The sequence below is a fragment of the Photorhabdus sp. P32 genome (assembly GCF_038085095.1).
GTDB classification, from domain to species: Bacteria; Pseudomonadota; Gammaproteobacteria; order Enterobacterales; family Enterobacteriaceae; genus Photorhabdus; species Photorhabdus luminescens.
In genome coordinates this window covers 19,036-36,634 of sequence record NZ_JAZGJN010000291.1, presented here as the reverse complement: position 1 = coordinate 36,634, position 17,599 = coordinate 19,036, and the positions used below count along the sequence as shown (strand labels likewise).

The following is a 17,599-nucleotide window of genomic DNA, read 5'->3' as shown; positions in this document are numbered from 1 at the left end:
CACGCTCTTAATTGTCGCATTATAATAATAAAGACAATTTACTTATTAAATCGGACATAAATATGGCATGGCTTTCTCGTGATGATAGTTTTGATCCTGATAACCTTGGGGTACCGGTAGTGGGGATTGCTGCTGAACTAGGTCAGCATGACTCAGGATTTCATCAACATGAGATGGGGCAATTATTATTTACCCAGCAAGGATGCATCAATATCACCCTGGCAGATCACTTATGCATACTTCCACCAACTCGGGTTGCCTGGATTCCACCACGTATTATTCATAGAGCAGAGATAAAAGAATCCGTCGGTTATCGCTCGATTTATCTAAATATAAATCAGATCGAATGCTTAGCAGAAAACGTTGAAGTATTGGAAGTTACACCTCTGTTACGTGAAGTATTAGAACGAATAGCACTGTCACCTTTCAATACAGATTGGTTACATAGACCTGCGGCTAACCTATTGGCCGTCTGTCTTGACGAAATCCATCTGGCAAAAAGAGAACCGACATTATTACCGCTCCCTTTCGACCGTCGTTTAGCCAGCATCCCGATGACCACACTGCCACCACCGCTCAAAATACTAGCAATGAATATCGGAGCCAGTGAGAAAACGATTAGTCGGATATTTCGTCGGGAAACAGGTCTAAGCTATCAACAATGGCGACAACAGTGGCGCTTGATTAAGTCTATAGAATTACTGGCAAAACAGGGTAATTTGTCATCTGTCGCTAATGAATTAGAATTTTCCAGTGATAGCGCTTTCACCATCTTTTTCAAGAAAATGACCGGTCGATCACCAAGGGAATATATGTCTGCTTATAAGGAACGTAGTTATTGAAGTAAATAGTTATTGAAGTAAATAATTATTGAGATAATATACAAAAAATTGCCGACATCAAAAAAACTATTCATCAAAGGATATTCACCATATGAACATAGACGCCGGCAAATATATCAAATAAAGAAGATAATCAAATATACCCTATGGATTTCAAGATGCATCGCGACGGCAAGGGAGCGAATCCCCGGGAGCATAGCGAACTATGTGACCGGGGTGAGTGAGTGCAGCCAACAAAGAGGCAACTTGAAAGATGACGGGTATAAAAGCTAATAGCATTCTACATACATAAAATATACTTGTTAAAAGCTACTATTTTTCATCATCATTTATCAATTGATAAGATACAGCAATATTTGCTGCCTGACCTGCTAATGGGTTGTAATCACTGGACAAATATATCCCTGAAATATAGTGACTATCACCAACATAAAATTTCCTATATCGAGATGTTCCAGGATCGCCAAATAACAAAAACCGACCATCACTCAAAGTAAAGACGGCTCTATCAACAGCACCATTGCCCCATACTTCCAAACTGGTAATTCGACTACCATTCAGAGAAATAGATGCCGTCTCACCAGATATTGTACCTAATCGATGGCTACTACCATCATCAAATACAACTGTCAGCCCTCCTACTCTCGGAGCCCCTCCAATACGCACAATATGCCCCACCAAAGACTCTATCTTTCTTCTCTTCCCTCCATTAAGAGCTGGTTTGAGAGGTGGAGCCATATCTTGCTCTGGAGTCAATGCCTGAATTCTGGCTTTTGCTGTTTGACGATCAAAGAAAGTAGAATAACTTAAAACATCAACATAGATTCTATTATTTACAGACTCAGATTCACTTAATCTATCCCAAATACTGATATATTCAATCCCATGTAAACGACAGTGACCATGAACAGACATAACATTATTTGCGACAGTGTCAGCCGTCGAGTTATTAAGAGCATCATTAAGTTCTCTATCATAGATACTATTAATATAACTGTTAGCCTGTTCTACCGTCTTTTTAATTAATCCTCGGACTTTTTCAATATCAATATCACTAAGCCCAATTTCAGCTCTTCTCTCTAAACCAGCAACCCAATATGTTATCTGCATCATAACCGTAGTAGAAAACATGGGTAATATTTGATAGTTAACATCATTCGAAAAATTATTAAATTTTTTGTGATAACCATCTATATTTTCTGCCAGGTTATTAAAAGCATTCCTCGCTTCGTCAGATCCTGGATGCTTATCAAGAAGATCAGCAACGGTCGCCATCCGCTCTTGTATATAGGCAATATCACCCGCAAGGATACCTTTAATCGTCTTTAATGCAGACTCCTCTATCATCCTCTCAATTTGTTTGACGATTCCTTCCCATATATTTTCTTTCGATTGAGGCCAGAATAAACCGACTAAAAAAGATATCGCGGGACCCACCGAAGGTATAAAAGAGATACCTCCTATGATTGCATTTTTTACAATATCAGTAACATCCCACTCTAATGCACTCGTTTTTACCGCATATTCATTAGCCACAATGGTTCTGAGGTTTAAAACATTTTCTGTATGCATAATGAAACCCTTAAATTAAAATAAGATGTTTAAACCAAATTCGCCGTAACATAAGCAACTCTATCCGTATTATTATAGATAACAAATTTACTATAATAAAAAGAGCTGCTAGGCACGTTTAATACCTTATCTTCTCCCAATCCTACATCTATAGAACCAGCCTCAAACCATTCAGAGGTAAAACTATGAGACCAGTAAAATTTAGCCGTAACACTATTTGCCAGCCCTGTATTTACAACTCTCAGAGAGCTTCTGGATTCTGGAATTATTGGGGTGTCTATTCTAAATACTTCTACACTAGCATGAGGTGATATAGTCACATCACTCAAAGGACCAACTGCATTTAAATCTCTATGTGCTGGAACAGGAGAATCAGAATAAACTTCTGCTTTCTGTGTATCTGAATCAACAACAATGGTTATTCTAGACATATTTATTTTCCTCATTAAAATTTAAATAAAACATACTCAACTTACATATAAATATTTTCAAAAAACAGCATTACACTTAATTAAAGATACTCTTTAACTATCATAGAACCACTATTAACTTTGAAATTTAATTCCCCGATATATTACGTGGATTTTACATGCCACAATAAATCACCAGAACATTAAGATAGCCATATTATAAGTAAGTCATTAATGAGACATATCTAAAAAAAATCACAATAATATAAAAACTATAGCAGAAATATAGTTCGTGTCAATGTTCTACCTCAATGAAATCACTATTATTTAAGAACCATTGAAATTATATAAAATATAAACAATATATACAGAAACATTAAAATGGAAATTATTGGCATTACGTTATTCACCTGAAATTAATAATATTAATATTGGTTTCCATAGAATTATATAATTCTAGTTTTTATTTCTCAACTTTACCTTTATATAATGACTATAATAATTCACAAATTCACTCACAATATTAAAATGATAATTAATAAAACCGTTTATTATCCTGGCCATATATTTTCATTATATTCTATATCAGTAATATTTTTATTACCAATTGATTATATCTTTTATAAGATAACGGATGAATATTCTTAAAAGCACGCCCTTGCTGATGAAATAAAATTAATTTAATAATAGCAAAACAATTTTTACTGTAGATTTTAACTACTCAAATATGCTGAATACGATTAATTGACCTTTAAAATATGATGAAAAAACACAGAAAAAATAAGGGCAGATTTCAAAGCATGTGAAACCACACTCGTTGCACCGACCCCAAATAATACAAATTTAAAGCACTATTAATGGCGTCCTCACCTTGGGAAAAACAATCTTCCCAGTACTACGAGGATAATCAACCATTTAAATTTCCTTCCTGTGAAAAAGAATACGTCTCTATCCTCCCAAATACGCATTTCTCACAGCTTCATTAACCAATAATGCAGACCCACTATCTTCCAATACGATCTTACCGTTTTCCAGTACATATCCTCGATCAGCCAGTTTCAATGCCTGATTTGCATTCTGTTCAACCAAAAAGATTGTCATCCCCTCTTCCCTCAATTGTTGAATAGTATCGAAAATCTGAATGATAACTATCGGCGCCAGTCCCAATGAAGGCTCATCCAGCAACAATAACTGCGGCTGGCTCATTAAAGCGCGGCCAATCGCCAACATTTGCTGTTCACCACCGGACATCGTTCCAGCCCGCTGATTACGCCTCTCCTGTAAGCGAGGAAATAAATCATAAACCCGCTCAATACGCTGCTGATACTGAGTTTTATCAGCAAAAAAACCGCCCATTGCCAAATTCTCTTCCACTGTCATACGAGCAAACACTCTGCGCCCTTCAGGAACAATAGCAATATCCTCACGCATAATACGTGCTGTCGGCCATTGAGTGATATCTTTGCCACGAAAAATAATGGAACCTTCAGTTGCTCTGGGTTCACTACATAACGTACTGAGTAATGTTGTTTTTCCTGCGCCATTTGCACCAATCAGAGTGACGATTTCTCCCTGCTGAATATTCAGGCTGACCTGATGCAATACCTGAACTTCTCCATAATGGGCAGATACCCGCTTAAATTCCAACATAATTAATACACCTCGCCCAGATATGCCCGGATAACATCCGGGTTGTTACGAATCTCTTCTGGCCGTCCTTGCGCTAAAGACATTCCCTGATTAACAACATAGATACGATCTGAAATTCCCATCACCAATTTCATATCATGCTCAATTAACAATACAGAAACTTGATGATGTTCCCTCAGTTCAGCAATTAAAGCATTAAGCTCTGCTGTCTCTTTCGGATTCAACCCCGCAGCAGGTTCATCAAGCATCAAAATTTCCGGACGAGCTGCCATACAGCGAGCAATCTCCAAACGCCGTTGCTGGCCGTATGCCAGATTACCTGCCTGTCTATTCGCCAGTGGTAATAAACCAATCCGTTCTAACCAAGTTATGGCCCAATCTACCGCCTTAGATTCTGCCCGGCGGAATGCCGGCGTTTTCAAAAGGCCGGCAAAAAGGCCCCTTTTCAGATGCTGATGCTGCGCCACTAATAGATTTTCAATCACCGTCATCTCTCGGAACAATCGCACATGCTGGAATGTTCTGATAACGCCCATACGTGCAATAGCCTGCCCAGATAACCCTTCCAGATGTTTCTCCCGCAGCTTTATAGTACCGCTATTCGGACAGTAAAATCCGGTCAAGCAATTAAAGATCGTGGTCTTCCCCGCACCATTAGGCCCAATAAGAGAAACAATTTCACCTTGATTTAGCCTCAAGGCTACGTTATTAACCGCCAGCAAGCCGCCGAAACGCATGGTCAGATCGGAAACTTGCAATAATGGTGTCGCACTCATGCTTGCTTTCCCTCCTGTACCTGTCGTTCCAATTTGATATGACGGCGTTTTGTCGGTAGCAATCCTTGCGGGCGCCAAACCATCATCAATACCATCATTGCCCCTAGCAACAACATACTGTAGGCATTCAGATCACGCATCATCTCACGGGAAACCACCAACAAAATGGCCGCTAGAATCACCGCCGTCTGCGATCCCATCCCTCCAAGCACCACAATCGCCAGCACAAAAGCAGATTCAGCAAAAGTGAAGGACTCTGGGCTGACGAAACCCTGCCGGGCAGCAAATAAAGTACCAGCAAAACCGGCAAATGCAGCACTGATAGTAAACGCCGCCAGTTTAATTCGGGTTGGACTTAAACCAAGAGAACGGCAAGCAATCTCATCTTCACGCAGAGCTTCCCATGCACGACCTAATGGCATACGTAGTAGTCGATTAATAATAAATACTGTCAGCATTACCAACAGTAACACCACCAGATAGAGGAAAATGACCCGATCGCTTGGATCGTATTTCAAACCAAAGAAGTTGTGGAAAGTATCCCAACCTCCCTCTTTCACACTGCGGTTAAATTCTAGCCCGAAGAAAGTCGGTTTTGGGATCTGGCTGATACCATTCGGACCACCTGTTATTTCAGTATTATTCAACAGTAGAATGCGAACAATTTCACCAAAACCAAGCGTAACAATTGCCAGATAGTCACCTCGCAATCGCAATACCGGAAAGCCTAACAATAGCCCCGATAAAGCTGTTGTTAACCCCGCCAACGGCAAACTCTGCCAAAACCCTAGTCCGTAATAATGACTTAGCAAAGCGTAGGTATAAGCACCGATAGCATAAAAACCTGCATACCCGAGTACCAACAACCCCGACAAACCAACCATCACATTCAAACCCAACCCTAGCATGACATAAATTAACGTCAGCGTAGCAATATCAACACTACCACGGGAGACAATAAACGGCCAGACAATTGCAGCAATAATGACCAATATTGCCAGTAGCTTTTGTCCTTTGGTTGAACCATTTAAATCCGGCAACGACCAGCTTTTAATCGGTACTTTCTTCATTGTTTGCTGAAAAACCGGACGCAATAGTTGGAACAGAAAAACAACCGCACAGCCAATGCCGATCCATAACCATCGCACTTCATCGGCACGGTGGACGACTAACTTCGTACCGTCCAGCGACAACTGCATCCCCATCATAAAGGCAGACAACACAAATAAAACGACTGAAGCAATAATGGCATTCACCCAATGAGCATGTTTCATATCTTTTCTACCTCTGGACGACCTAAAATCCCAGTAGGCATAAACAACAGCACAACAATGAGCAGAGTAAAGGAAACGGCGTCTTTATATTCGGTGCTCAAATAAGCAGAAGTTAGGGCTTCTGAAATTCCCAAGATCAAGCCGCCAATCATCGCCCCCGGGATACTGCCAATTCCTCCCAATACGGCGGCGGTGAAAGCTTTCATCCCTGCCATAAAACCGATATACGGATTTATCACACTATAGAACTGGCCCAACAAAACACCCGCTACCGCGGCCATGACTGCACCGATAACAAAGGTTAAGGAAATCACTCGGTTAGTATTGATCCCCAACAAACCGGCCATTTTCAGATCTTCCGCACAAGCACGGCAGGCACGTCCCATACGGGAATAGCGGATAAACAGTGTCAATATCAGCATGGCAAGAAATGTCACTATCCAGATGGTCAGTTGCATTGCGCTAAGACTGGCAGAAAATCCATCACTTTCGCCTAACACCCACTGTCCGGTAATCAAGCTTGGCAATGCCAGATCGCGAGAACTTTGTGACAGACTGACATAATTTTGCAAGAAAATAGACATCCCAATCGCCGAAATCAGGGCAATCAGACGTTTAGAATGACGAACTGGTCTGTAAGCCACTCGCTCAATGCTCCAACCATAAGCAGCGGCAATGACAATTGATGTTAAAAAAGCAGCCGTAATCAGCAACCAGCCCAAATCAATTCCCATCATCATTAGAGCCGCAATGACAATAAAGGAGACATAGCTACCAATCATGTAAACTTCACCATGAGCGAAGTTAATCATCCCGATAATGCCGTAAACCATCGTATAACCAATGGCAATCAAGGCATAAGTACTGCCCAGAGTCACTCCGTTTAACATCTGTTGTAGAAAATAGAGAAATTGCTCTGACATACGTTGTACCTCTGGAATAGCAGCTCCTGATCAACAGGAGCTGACGACTTTACTTCACAGAAGTAGAAGAACCATCTGCATGCCATTCAAAAATACCGAATTCGAACCCTTTCAGATCGCCAGCTTTATTCCAGCTCAGTGTTCCCATTACGGTATCCACTGGATTCGCTTTCAGGTCTTTCACCAAATCAATCGGTTCCATGCTACCGGTACGATTCATTGCCGTAGCCAGAGATTGCAGAGCAGCATAGGTGGTCCAGACGAACGGACCTGTCGGATCGCTTTTCTTACCTTTGATCGCCTCAACAATAGCTTTGTTCACCGGTACCTGATCGTAACGCTTAGGTAGTGTGACTAACATGCCCTCAGAAGCGGCTCCGGCGATATTGGATAGCGAGGAATTACCTACACCTTCTGGTCCCATAAAGCGAATATTCAGGCCAGCCTGCTTAGCCTGACGCAGAATTTGCCCCATTTCAGGGTAGTAGCCGCCAAAATAGACAAAATCCACATTTTCTTTTTTCAGGCGGGCAACCAGAGCCGAAAAATCTTTATCGCCCGCAGTAACGCCTTCAAACAAGACAATATTGACGCCTGTTGTTTTCAATTTATCGAGAACAGATCGAGCTAACCCTTCACCGTATTGCTGTTTATCGTGAACAATAGCTATACGCTGAGGTTTAATCTTGTCAGCAATATATTTCGCTGCCGTTGGTCCCTGATCAGAATCCAACCCGGTAGTACGCAGAATCATCTGGTAGCCACGAGTCGTCAAATCGGCATTGGTTGCCGCTGGAGTAATCATAATGACACCTTCATCTTCGTAGATGTCAGATGCCGGTTGAGTAGACGAAGAGCATAAGTGACCGATAACATAGCGAATATTATCATTAATCACTTTATTAGCGACGGCCACAGCCTGTTTCGGGTCACAGGCATCATCATATTCAACGCCCACCAGCTTATTGCCATTAATACCACCTTTAGCATTGATATCTGCAATTGCCTGACGGGCGCCAGTAAATTCCATATCACCATATTGAGCAACCGGACCAGACATTGCCCCCACAATCGCCACTTTGATCTCTTGCGCCCACAGTGAGTGACTCATCATCATGGCAATACAGCCTGCTAATAGTGTCTTACCTGTTATGATTTTCATTTCATTTATCCCCGTGTTGTTATTGGTCTAATTTATTGTGTTTGCCTTTAAGATCCCCCATTATCTGACGGGAAATCATGATCTCTTGCGATCACTGGTTAGGTAAAGTGATTTTTATTAATAAGATTTTATTTTTCATATTATTAAAATAGCATTTCATGCTTAAAATCAAATTAACAAGGTAGATAAAAGCATTAATTACAGAATAAAATACGGCAAAAATTGATTGGATTTTAGACGAAACATAGTGTGATATTCTGGTTAAATATTAGTAAAGCAATCTTTAGCTCGAAATATCGACTATGTTAAAAACATTTTTTCGGCAACGTAAAAAAGCGGTTACACAACACACCGTCTATCTATACCTTATGGATTTCAAGATGCATCGCGACGGCAACTTGAAAGATAACGGGTATATTCATGTAAACTGATATGGAAAAGCCATGAAGCTAACTATTGAACAACTTACTGTTTTATCAACACAAGATATGATTGATCTAAAGAAAATCTGGCCTCAACAGGCACCTGAGCAATGGCAAATTTGGTTAAAAAATGGAAATAAACTATTTGCTGCTCGTTTTAATGATAGATTACTTGCCGCAGTAAAAATGACTCTTAATGATCAATCCGGCCTGCTTAAAGATTTATGTGTCCGTGAAATAACACGCCGCCGGGGAGTGGGTTTATATTTGATAAACGAAATAAAAGCTCAACATCCCACAGTTAACCAGTGGAAATTAAGCCTTGAAGGGTTCTCAGATGCTGACGAGCCAGCATTAAAAGGTTTCATGAACGCCTGTAGTTTTTACTACGATGCCAAGTCAAATTCTTATTCTAGCTGACCCATCTTCCAGACCGCAGCCACATTGCGGGCAGTCACCCTCAAATTCTCATGCCCGCAAGCAAGCGCGTCAGAAAGAGAACAAACGCCGGGCATAATTGAGAAAACGGCATCCAATCCGTGCTGATGAACAACACCATAGTCCCGACTCATACCGCCAACCAACGCAATAGTCGAAATAGCATGTTTTTTAGCAATGCGGGCAACACCAATCGGTGTTTTACCGTAAATAGTCTGGCTGTCCATTCGTCCTTCACCTGTGATAACCAGATCAGCGCCTTGTACTGCCTTTTCCAATTCCAGCGTGGAGATAACAATATCAATTCCCGGTTGCAATTTAGCGTCCAACCAACCAAGTAAAGGAGCGCCCATCCCTCCTGCTGCTCCCGTGCCGGGTACGTCAATGACCTTAATGCCGGTCAGTAACTCAATTTTTTCACCATAATGGCGTAGAGCCGCATCTAACTCTTTCACCATCTCTGGCGTCGCCCCTTTCTGTGGCCCGAAAATAGCAGATGCGCCAAACTCACCACATAACGGGTTAGTTACATCACAAGCGACGATAATTTCAGTTCGATCCAAACGCGCATCTAAACCAGAAAGATCAATTTTAGCAAGCCGACTTAGCGCAGCCCCGCCAGACTCCAACTCTTTACCATCAGAATCAAGTAAACAACCCCCCAACGCCTGCATCATACCGGCACCGCCATCATTAGTCGCGCTACCGCCAATACCTAAAATTATCTTTCTGACACCTTGATCTAAAGCAGCCAACATCAGCTCACCGGTACCATAAGTCGTAGTTATCAGTGGATTACGCTTTTCCATCGGCACCAAATGTAAGCCAGAAGCCGCCGCCATTTCAATAACAGCGGTTTCTCCATCACCTAGCACGCCGAAAAAACTATCTACCGGCTGATTTAATGGATCGGTGACTGACAGACGTACAATCTTTCCACCGGTGGCTGCTACCATCGATTCAACTGTACCTTCCCCTCCATCTGCCATCGGCAATTTAATGTATTCAGCTTGTGGATAGATTTCACGAAATCCTTGTTCTATCGCTTCAGCGGCCTGTAAGGCGCTGAGACTTTCTTTAAATGAATCAGGCGCAATAACAATTTTCATAGGATTAATCGTGATGACAACGTAAAAAATGAAACAAAAAAGGCGATAAACTATTATCGCCCTTTTAATTTATTAATTATGAATGCGTTAACGCAAAATCACTTTATACCCTTCATCTTTCAAGTTGCCTCTTTGTTGGCCGCGCTCACTCACCCCGGTCACATAGTTATCTATGCTCCCGGGGATTCGCTCCCTTGCCGTCGCGATGCATCTTGAAATCCATTGGGTATATACCCTTCATCTTTCAAGCTACTGCTTTGTTGGCTGCTTTCACTCACCCCAGTCACATAGTTATCTATACCCGTTATCTTTCAAGCTGCCTCTTTGTTGGCTGCACTCACTCACCCCGGTCACATAGTTATCTATGCTCCCGGGGATTCGCTCCCTTGCCGTCGCGATGCAACTCGAAATCTATTAGGTATATGCTCCTGGGGATTTGTTCACTTACCGCCGCGCTGCAACTCAAAATCTATTAGGTATATATTTATGCCTCAATTGCGACACGCAATTTTTTCATAGCATTTTTTTCAAGCTGACGCACACGCTCCGCAGAAACACCGTACTTATCCGCCAGCTCTTGCAGGGTAGATTTATTATCATCATCTAACCAGCGGCAACGGATAATATCCTGACTGCGCTCGTCTAAACTTTCTATCGCTACCGATAATTTATCAGCCGCATGGTTTTCCCAATTGTCCTCTTCAATGCCATCTGCAAAATCAGAAGCTTTATCTTGAAGATACAGCACTGGCGCAACCGGTTGACCTTCCTGACTATCATCATCGGCAGACATATCAAACGCCATATCCTGCGCTGACATACGAGATTCCATCTCACGCACATCTTTACTGGTCACACCAAGTTCTTTGGCGACCATTTCTACTTCGTCCTGATTGAACCACCCTAAGCGCTGTTTAGTTTTACGCAGATTGAAGAACAACTTACGCTGTGCTTTAGTTGTTGCAACTTTAACAATACGCCAATTACGCAGTACATATTCATGGATTTCAGCTTTAATCCAGTGAACGGCAAAAGAAACCAGACGCACCCCAACTTCTGGGTTAAAACGACGTACTGCTTTCATCAGGCCAATATTCCCTTCCTGAATTAAATCCGCTTGAGGCAGCCCATAACCAGCATAGCTACGAGCGACATGAACAACGAAGCGCAGATGAGACAGAATCAGCTTCTTAGCTGCATCCAGATCTCCCTGGTAATGCAGCCTTTCAGCCAGTTCCCTCTCTTCCTCTGCTGTCAGCATCGGATAGGTATTAGAGGCACGGATATAGCCCTCTAGACTTCCTTGAGGAACTAACGCTAAGGTTTGCATTTCTTTGGCCATTCAAATCCTCTCAAATAAGGCTCAAATCGTTAGTATGGATTAGATTAGATCAGTGTATATGAACACACCGCGGTACAGTCTATCACCAGAATGTGCATATTCAAGTTACAGATCCGTGGAAGAGTAATAATTTCAGCACCGGCCATCCCTACAATGGGATCACAGAACAAAAAATAACAGATAGTTTTATATTTATGCAACTAACTTTATTTGTACTATCCCCGACAAATATTAATTCCATTCCACAAAATATGTCCGCCAGATTCACCGGCAGAATACAAATTAGGTAATGAATTCAAGCACCTTATTCAATTAATTCTACACAAAAGAAAATCGTGATTTTGGATTTAAGTCAATGAATAGAAATTCTTACCCTAGGAAAAAAAGGAGATGGTTATTGCGTTGTCAGGCTGATCTCGCTCAGCCTGTTGAAAAGATTACCGTTTTATTCTGGCGTAAAATGGCGCAAATGCTGAGTTGTCGCCAACCAAGCAGCAACCCAACCAATCATCGCAGAGAGCAAAACTAGCAGCAGGGACTCATCCCATGAAAGCCCATGTAAATTAAATGTCGTGCCAAACACGCTGGCAACCTGGGTGACAACATCAGAAAGTTTCCATACCAACAGTGCGGATAAAATTAACGATAAAATTGCCCCCAAAGCCCCTAACAAAGCACCACCATTGAGGAACGGACGCAAAATAAAGCCATCCGTTGCACCAATAAGCTTCATCACGTTAATCGTATCACGATGACTGAAAATACTGAGACGCACACTATTACCAATGACTAAAAACAGTGCAACGATCATCAGAATACCGATCACTGTCGCAATCTGACCGATAAGACCGGTCAGCGCCGCCAGACGGGCAAACCAGCTATCATCCATCCGAACTTCTTCAATACCTTTAACCTGAGAAACTCTATCGCGCAGTGTGGTTAGCGTCTGTGAACTCTGAAAATCAATTTTCGGTGTGATAATCGCCACCGCGGGCAACGGATTCTCTTCCAACATATCCAGTGCGCTACCAAAACCAGACCAAGCGCGGAATTCTGTCATTGCTTCCTGACGTGAGAGATAGTTGACATTATCCACCCCATCAAGTGCTTTCAGCTCACCTATTAATTTCTGAGCGCTATTATCATCCAGTGATTTATCGAGATATACCGTCAATTGAGGAGTGGGATACCATTTTTCCGCAGCCTGGCTGACATTCTTCCACACAATGTAACAGACGCTTGGTAATGTCAGGGAGATCGCAATCACCATCACAGTCAACAACGTCGCCAGCGGCTGACGTAACATATCTGTCAGCGTATTCATCCAAGCATAGCGCCACTGCTCACGCCATCCTCCTTGTAAAACTTTACTTTTCGATCTTGTTACTTTCCCCGCTGCCTTACGCACATTTTTAACCATGATACTCTCCCGCCATACGGCCCTGGCTCAGAGTCAGAATACGATATTTCCGTCTTTCAATCAGTGCCATATCATGGGTTGCCATCAGCACTGTCACCCCTACCCGATTAAATTCTTCAAACAGTCGTAGAATACCCTCTGACAACTCACCATCCAGATTACCGGTAGGTTCATCTGCCAACAAAACAGTCGGTTTATTCACAACCGCACGAGCAATGCCAACACGTTGTTGTTCACCACCCGAAAGCTGAATTGGGAAATTTTTCGCTTTGTCCAGCAGACCAACCTTATCCAGAGCAGCAGAAGCCCGACGACGGATATCTTCAAAACTGGCGCCTGAAATAATCAGCGGCATTGCCACATTATCGTACACCGTCCGATCCAGCAGCAGATGATGATCCTGGAAAATCATACCAATCTGACGACGTAGAAAAGGTACCTCACGGCTTTTTAACCGACTGATATCATGACCGGCAAACCAGATATGTCCGGCGCTAGGCCGCTCAATGCCACAGATGAGTTTCAGCAAGGTACTTTTACCTGCCCCTGAGTGACCGATTAGAAATGCCATTTCCGCAGGGCGCAAATGAAAATCCACCCCTTGCAGGGCTTGCCGTCCCCCCAGATAAGCTTTACTGACCTGTTCAAAGCGAATCATAGGTAATTAATCCTCTCGGGCAAAAAGCGCCTCTATAAAGTCGTCTGCCTTAAATGGCCGTAGATCTTCAATTCCTTCACCAACCCCAATATAACGAATAGGAATTTCAAACTGATCAGCAATGGCGAAAATTACCCCGCCTTTGGCAGTACCATCCAATTTTGTCAATGAGATACCTGTCAATCCAACAGCTTCATGGAACAGTTTAGCCTGACTTATCGCATTCTGACCGGTACTCGCATCCAATGTCAGCATAATTTCATGTGGAGCATCTTCGTCCAGTTTTTTCATCACCCGGACAATCTTCTTCAATTCTTCCATCAGATGAGATTTATTTTGCAAACGACCAGCGGTATCTGCAATCAGTACATCTACACCTTTAGCTTTAGCTGACTGAATAGCGTCGAAGATCACGGAAGCGGGATCAGCGCCAGTATGTTGCGCTACCACCGGAATATGGTTACGTTCCCCCCACACCTGTAACTGTTCAACAGCGGCTGCCCGGAAAGTATCTCCGGCGGCCAGCATGACAGATTTACCTTGTGCCTGAAATTGACGAGCCAATTTACCAATTGTAGTGGTTTTTCCTACACCATTAACACCAACCATCAGAATGACATACGGTGTTTTTCCTTCAATGTCCAGGGGCTTATTCACTTTAGCCAGAATCCCAGACATCTCTTCTTTTAGTTTGGCATACAAGGCTTCTGCATCTTTTAGCTCTTTACGGCTGGCATGCTCTGTCAAACTGCCAATGATTTTACGGGTAGTATCGACACCAACATCAGCAATCAATAACTGCTCTTCCAATTCATCAAACAGATCATCATCGATCTTTTTACCACTGAATAGGCTGAGAAAACCGGACCCTAGATTCTGACGAGTTTTAACCAAACTGCGTTTCAAACGAGAGAAAAAGCCTTCTTTAGTCGGGCGCTCTTGCTCTTTTGATATAACTGGCTTTGGCTGTTCAGTTTGTACCTGTTCCGCCTGCTCCGCCGCCAATCTTGCAGCTTCCTCTGCAACACGCTGTTGTTCCGCCTGCTCCGCCGCCAATCTTGCGGCTTCCTCTGCAACACGCTGTTGTTCCGCCTGCTCCGCCGCTAATCTTGCAGCTTCCTCTGCAACACGTTGCTGTTCCGCCTGCTCCGCCGCCAATCTTGCAGCTTCCTCTGCAACACGTTGCTGTTCTGCCTGCTCTGCCTCTAATCTTGCAGCTTCCTCTGCAAGGCGTTGTTGTTCCACCTGCTCCGCCGCTAATCTTGCAGCTTCCTCTGCAAGGCGTTGCTGTTCCGCCTGCTCCGCCGCCAATCTTGCGGCTTCCTCTGCAAGGCGTTGCTGTTCCGCCTGCTCCGCCGCCAACCTTGCAGCTTCCTCTGCAAGGCGTTGCTGTTCCGCCTGCTCCGCCGCCAACCTTGCGGCTTCCTCTGCAAGACGTTGTTGTTCCGCCTGCTCCGCCGCCAATTGTTCTTCTTTTTGCTGCTCTTCCTGACGGCCACGCCCGAACCAGGAGAAAAAGCCTCTTTTTTTCTCTTTTGCCATTAGCCACTGCACTCCTCAAGGTTAAATCATGGCGTTACAACAGGGAATAATAACGAAATTAGAAATAGTCTAACATTTTCGTAATAGCTCAACACATATCAATCATAAATTTCATGGTAAATTAATGCCTGTAAGTCTTAACAACTGTTACGCAAATTATGGCAAAGAAATCACAACAGCAATCAATGGGACAAATCCGCATTATTGGCGGAAAATGGCGAGGCCGGAAATTACCTGTACCGAATAGCCCCGGATTACGCCCAACGACAGATCGCGTCAGAGAGACGCTATTTAACTGGCTAGCCCCGGTTATTCAGGAAGCACATTGTCTGGATTGCTATGCCGGCAGCGGAGCGCTTGGATTAGAAGCGCTTTCTCGTTATGCATCGCAGGTTACCCTGATTGAATATGAACGTAATATAGCCAAGCAGCTTTCCGCGAATTTGGATCTGCTCAGTGCCCAAAATGCCGAAGTCATTAACGACAGTGCATTAACCTATTTATCTCAATCAGGAAAACCCTACGATGTCGTTTTCCTTGATCCTCCTTTTCGTAAAGGAATGCTCAGCGAAACCATAAAATTGTTGGAAGAGCAAAATTGGCTGGCAGATGAAAGCTGGATTTATGTTGAAGCTGAATCTGAATCAACGGCGATTGATGTGCCTGTTAACTGGCGACTTCATCGTGAAAAAGTAGCCGGACAAGTCGCATACCGGCTCTATATCCGTTACTTCCCTGCATAATGATTACTTTGGAGTACACACTGATGTTTATTCAATTGGGCAAACTGTTAATGATCTGCGTTTGGGGATTTCTGATCTTTAACCTGATCCATCCATTTCCAAAACCATTGAAGTACTTTATGGATGTCGCCATGATTTTCATGGTGGTGATGCATGCATTTCAAATGCTGCTTCTGAAAGCCAGCCAGCCCAAAGATCAAAAACTCTCTGGCCTGATGCAAACCAAAATCTTCTTTTTTGGTGTCTTTGAACTACTGTCAATGCAGAAAAAACAACGGAAAGAGAAAAGCCATCACCTCAAATAGTGCCCCCAATACCCGGAAAGTATATATAATTATGTGAGGAATGATTCATTTCATTCCTCCTTCCGGTGATGAATCCAAAAACCGTCACTATCTGTCTCAACACAGCTTATTGCCTGCTTTCTTGGCTGAACAGATAAATCATTTCTTCATTTACTGCCTATTTCCGCACAGATACTTAAACCAATCTCTATTATTTAAGTCTATATTTTGCTAGTAAAAGAGTATACCCGTTATCTTTCAAGTTGCCTCTTTGTTGGCTGCACTCACTCACCCCGGTCACATAGTTCTCTATGCTCCCGGGGATTCGTTCCCTTGCCGCCGCGATGCATCTTGAAATCCATTGGGTATAGATCCCTTACCCATCACTTATTAAGGAACAAATATGAGCTGGCCATTTATTGCAGTATTTCTTTCTGGTTGGTTGTATGTTGACGCAGCTTACCGTGGTCCAAACTGGCAAAGATGGCTATTCAGGCCAATTACTTTGCTATTGTTATTATTGTGGGCATGGCAAGCGCCTGAGCTGCATATTTCAGGCTATTTAATCTGTCTTGGGTTATTTACTGCTTTAATATCAGATGCTCTGCGTATGCTCCCCAGTAAGTATTCACTACTCTCTCTAGGCACATTATTCCTCTGTTATTTGTTCTACACGGTAAGCTTTGTATTACAGATGAATTTCAGTTTCTTCTTCCCGTTGCCATTAATTTTACTGGTTCTGGGTTCCATTATTCTGCTGGTTATTTGGAATAAACTGGAAAAAATGCGTTGGCCGGTCGTTGCCTCGGTCGTTATGCTTTTGATAATGGTGTGGATGGCAGGTGAACAATACTTCTCCCTTAATACAGATTATGGTTTCTCCCTATTAGCAGGCAGTATCTTGTTGCTACTGTCACATAGTTTCTGGCTGATCAACCATTACCGTCTCCAGCTCAAATCTTCTAAGGCGATTGTGGCAACCTGTTATTTTATCGGCCATTTTCTAATTATTCGTTCTATTTATCTTTAATA

Annotated in this window: 17 protein-coding genes; 5 read left to right on the top strand and 12 right to left on the bottom strand. The window is 42.8% G+C overall.

What is annotated here, in order from left to right; translation table 11 throughout:
- The first annotated feature begins 62 nt into the window (after positions 1-62).
- Positions 63-842: an AraC family transcriptional regulator gene (locus V2H77_RS20815; RefSeq protein WP_341500337.1), complete on the top strand. Its 780-nt coding sequence runs from the start codon at positions 63-65 to the stop codon at positions 840-842.
- A gap of 312 nt (positions 843-1,154) precedes the next feature.
- Here V2H77_RS20815 and V2H77_RS20810 read toward each other — a convergent pair whose 3' ends face one another.
- The 7 genes from V2H77_RS20810 to V2H77_RS20780 form a co-directional block, all read right to left on the bottom strand.
- Positions 1,155-2,414, bottom strand: coding sequence for an insecticidal delta-endotoxin Cry8Ea1 family protein (locus tag V2H77_RS20810; protein ID WP_341500336.1), 1,260 nt, complete (start codon positions 2,412-2,414; stop codon positions 1,155-1,157).
- 29 nt (positions 2,415-2,443) lie between these two features.
- Positions 2,444-2,845 carry a hypothetical protein gene (locus V2H77_RS20805; RefSeq protein WP_088373754.1) on the bottom strand — a complete coding sequence of 134 codons (402 nt, stop codon included), beginning with the start codon at positions 2,843-2,845 and terminating at the stop codon, positions 2,444-2,446.
- A gap of 927 nt (positions 2,846-3,772) precedes the next feature.
- Complete coding sequence (gene livF, locus V2H77_RS20800) at positions 3,773-4,474, bottom strand: high-affinity branched-chain amino acid ABC transporter ATP-binding protein LivF (RefSeq protein ID WP_088373755.1); 702 nt, start codon at positions 4,472-4,474, stop codon at positions 3,773-3,775.
- Positions 4,475-4,476: 2 nt separating this feature from the next.
- Entirely contained in the window at positions 4,477-5,250 is a 774-nt protein-coding gene (gene livG / locus V2H77_RS20795; RefSeq protein ID WP_341500335.1) for a high-affinity branched-chain amino acid ABC transporter ATP-binding protein LivG, read from the bottom strand.
- Positions 5,247-6,524, bottom strand: coding sequence for a high-affinity branched-chain amino acid ABC transporter permease LivM (locus V2H77_RS20790; protein WP_341500334.1), 1,278 nt, complete (start codon positions 6,522-6,524; stop codon positions 5,247-5,249). Before V2H77_RS20790 ends, livG begins: the two co-directional genes overlap by 4 nt.
- Positions 6,521-7,447, bottom strand: a complete 927-nt coding sequence (livH, locus tag V2H77_RS20785) for a high-affinity branched-chain amino acid ABC transporter permease LivH (RefSeq protein WP_341500333.1) — start codon at positions 7,445-7,447, stop codon at positions 6,521-6,523. The genes V2H77_RS20790 and livH overlap by 4 nt, the downstream gene beginning before the upstream one ends.
- A 49-nt stretch (positions 7,448-7,496) precedes the next feature.
- The gene (locus V2H77_RS20780; protein WP_341500332.1) at positions 7,497-8,609 is read right to left on the bottom strand and encodes a branched-chain amino acid ABC transporter substrate-binding protein; all 1,113 of its coding nucleotides are present in this window, start codon (positions 8,607-8,609) and stop codon (positions 7,497-7,499) included.
- A 443-nt stretch (positions 8,610-9,052) separates the two neighbouring features.
- Here V2H77_RS20780 and panM point away from each other — a divergent pair, with 443 nt between their 5' ends.
- The gene (panM, locus tag V2H77_RS20775; RefSeq protein WP_265380127.1) at positions 9,053-9,451 is read left to right on the top strand and encodes an aspartate 1-decarboxylase autocleavage activator PanM; all 399 of its coding nucleotides are present in this window, start codon (positions 9,053-9,055) and stop codon (positions 9,449-9,451) included.
- Here the strand turns inward: panM and V2H77_RS20770 are convergent.
- The 5 genes from V2H77_RS20770 to ftsY form a co-directional block, all read right to left on the bottom strand.
- Positions 9,439-10,578 (bottom strand): glycerate kinase, encoded by a 1,140-nt coding sequence (locus V2H77_RS20770; protein WP_341500331.1) that lies wholly within the window; start codon positions 10,576-10,578, stop codon positions 9,439-9,441. The genes panM and V2H77_RS20770 overlap by 13 nt on opposite strands.
- A 484-nt stretch (positions 10,579-11,062) precedes the next feature.
- A complete protein-coding gene (gene rpoH, locus V2H77_RS20765) occupies positions 11,063-11,920 on the bottom strand; it encodes an RNA polymerase sigma factor RpoH (protein WP_265380130.1) in 858 nt (285 codons plus the stop codon).
- 445 nt (positions 11,921-12,365) lie between these two features.
- The gene (ftsX, locus tag V2H77_RS20760) at positions 12,366-13,340 is read right to left on the bottom strand and encodes a permease-like cell division protein FtsX (protein ID WP_341500330.1); all 975 of its coding nucleotides are present in this window, start codon (positions 13,338-13,340) and stop codon (positions 12,366-12,368) included.
- Complete coding sequence (gene ftsE / locus V2H77_RS20755; protein WP_341500329.1) at positions 13,333-13,998, bottom strand: cell division ATP-binding protein FtsE; 666 nt, start codon at positions 13,996-13,998, stop codon at positions 13,333-13,335. Before ftsE ends, ftsX begins: the two co-directional genes overlap by 8 nt.
- Before the next feature lie 6 nt (positions 13,999-14,004).
- Positions 14,005-15,540 (bottom strand): signal recognition particle-docking protein FtsY, encoded by a 1,536-nt coding sequence (gene ftsY, locus V2H77_RS20750; RefSeq protein ID WP_341500328.1) that lies wholly within the window; start codon positions 15,538-15,540, stop codon positions 14,005-14,007.
- A 158-nt stretch (positions 15,541-15,698) separates the two neighbouring features.
- Here ftsY and rsmD point away from each other — a divergent pair, with 158 nt between their 5' ends.
- The 3 genes from rsmD to V2H77_RS20735 all read left to right on the top strand — a co-directional run bounded on the left by rsmD (position 15,699) and on the right by V2H77_RS20735 (position 17,597).
- Positions 15,699-16,283: a 16S rRNA (guanine(966)-N(2))-methyltransferase gene (gene rsmD / locus V2H77_RS20745; protein WP_341500327.1), complete on the top strand. Its 585-nt coding sequence runs from the start codon at positions 15,699-15,701 to the stop codon at positions 16,281-16,283.
- Between the two features lie 23 nt (positions 16,284-16,306).
- Positions 16,307-16,588, top strand: a complete 282-nt coding sequence (locus tag V2H77_RS20740) for a DUF1145 family protein (protein ID WP_341500326.1) — start codon at positions 16,307-16,309, stop codon at positions 16,586-16,588.
- A gap of 382 nt (positions 16,589-16,970) precedes the next feature.
- Positions 16,971-17,597, top strand: a complete 627-nt coding sequence (locus V2H77_RS20735) for a lysoplasmalogenase (protein ID WP_341500325.1) — start codon at positions 16,971-16,973, stop codon at positions 17,595-17,597.
- Positions 17,598-17,599 lie beyond the last annotated feature (2 nt).

Bases quoted from the DNA above. Each gene is read 5' to 3' on its own strand.
- V2H77_RS20735 (WP_341500325.1), top strand. From the start codon at position 16,971: ATGAGCTGGCCATTTATTGCAGTATTTCTTTCTGGTTGGTTGTATGTT.
- ftsX (WP_341500330.1), bottom strand. From the start codon at position 13,340: ATGGTTAAAAATGTGCGTAAGGCAGCGGGGAAAGTAACAAGATCGAAA.
- V2H77_RS20810 (WP_341500336.1), bottom strand. From the start codon at position 2,414: ATGCATACAGAAAATGTTTTAAACCTCAGAACCATTGTGGCTAATGAA.
- rpoH (WP_265380130.1), bottom strand. From the start codon at position 11,920: ATGGCCAAAGAAATGCAAACCTTAGCGTTAGTTCCTCAAGGAAGTCTA.
- V2H77_RS20740 (WP_341500326.1), top strand. From the start codon at position 16,307: ATGTTTATTCAATTGGGCAAACTGTTAATGATCTGCGTTTGGGGATTT.
- ftsE (WP_341500329.1), bottom strand. From the start codon at position 13,998: ATGATTCGCTTTGAACAGGTCAGTAAAGCTTATCTGGGGGGACGGCAA.
- livH (WP_341500333.1), bottom strand. From the start codon at position 7,447: ATGTCAGAGCAATTTCTCTATTTTCTACAACAGATGTTAAACGGAGTG.
- livF (WP_088373755.1), bottom strand. From the start codon at position 4,474: ATGTTGGAATTTAAGCGGGTATCTGCCCATTATGGAGAAGTTCAGGTA.
- V2H77_RS20815 (WP_341500337.1), top strand. From the start codon at position 63: ATGGCATGGCTTTCTCGTGATGATAGTTTTGATCCTGATAACCTTGGG.
- V2H77_RS20805 (WP_088373754.1), bottom strand. From the start codon at position 2,845: ATGTCTAGAATAACCATTGTTGTTGATTCAGATACACAGAAAGCAGAA.
- livG (WP_341500335.1), bottom strand. From the start codon at position 5,250: ATGAGTGCGACACCATTATTGCAAGTTTCCGATCTGACCATGCGTTTC.
- V2H77_RS20780 (WP_341500332.1), bottom strand. From the start codon at position 8,609: ATGAAAATCATAACAGGTAAGACACTATTAGCAGGCTGTATTGCCATG.
- ftsY (WP_341500328.1), bottom strand. From the start codon at position 15,540: ATGGCAAAAGAGAAAAAAAGAGGCTTTTTCTCCTGGTTCGGGCGTGGC.
- rsmD (WP_341500327.1), top strand. From the start codon at position 15,699: ATGGCAAAGAAATCACAACAGCAATCAATGGGACAAATCCGCATTATT.
- panM (WP_265380127.1), top strand. From the start codon at position 9,053: ATGAAGCTAACTATTGAACAACTTACTGTTTTATCAACACAAGATATG.
- V2H77_RS20770 (WP_341500331.1), bottom strand. From the start codon at position 10,578: ATGAAAATTGTTATTGCGCCTGATTCATTTAAAGAAAGTCTCAGCGCC.
- V2H77_RS20790 (WP_341500334.1), bottom strand. From the start codon at position 6,524: ATGAAACATGCTCATTGGGTGAATGCCATTATTGCTTCAGTCGTTTTA.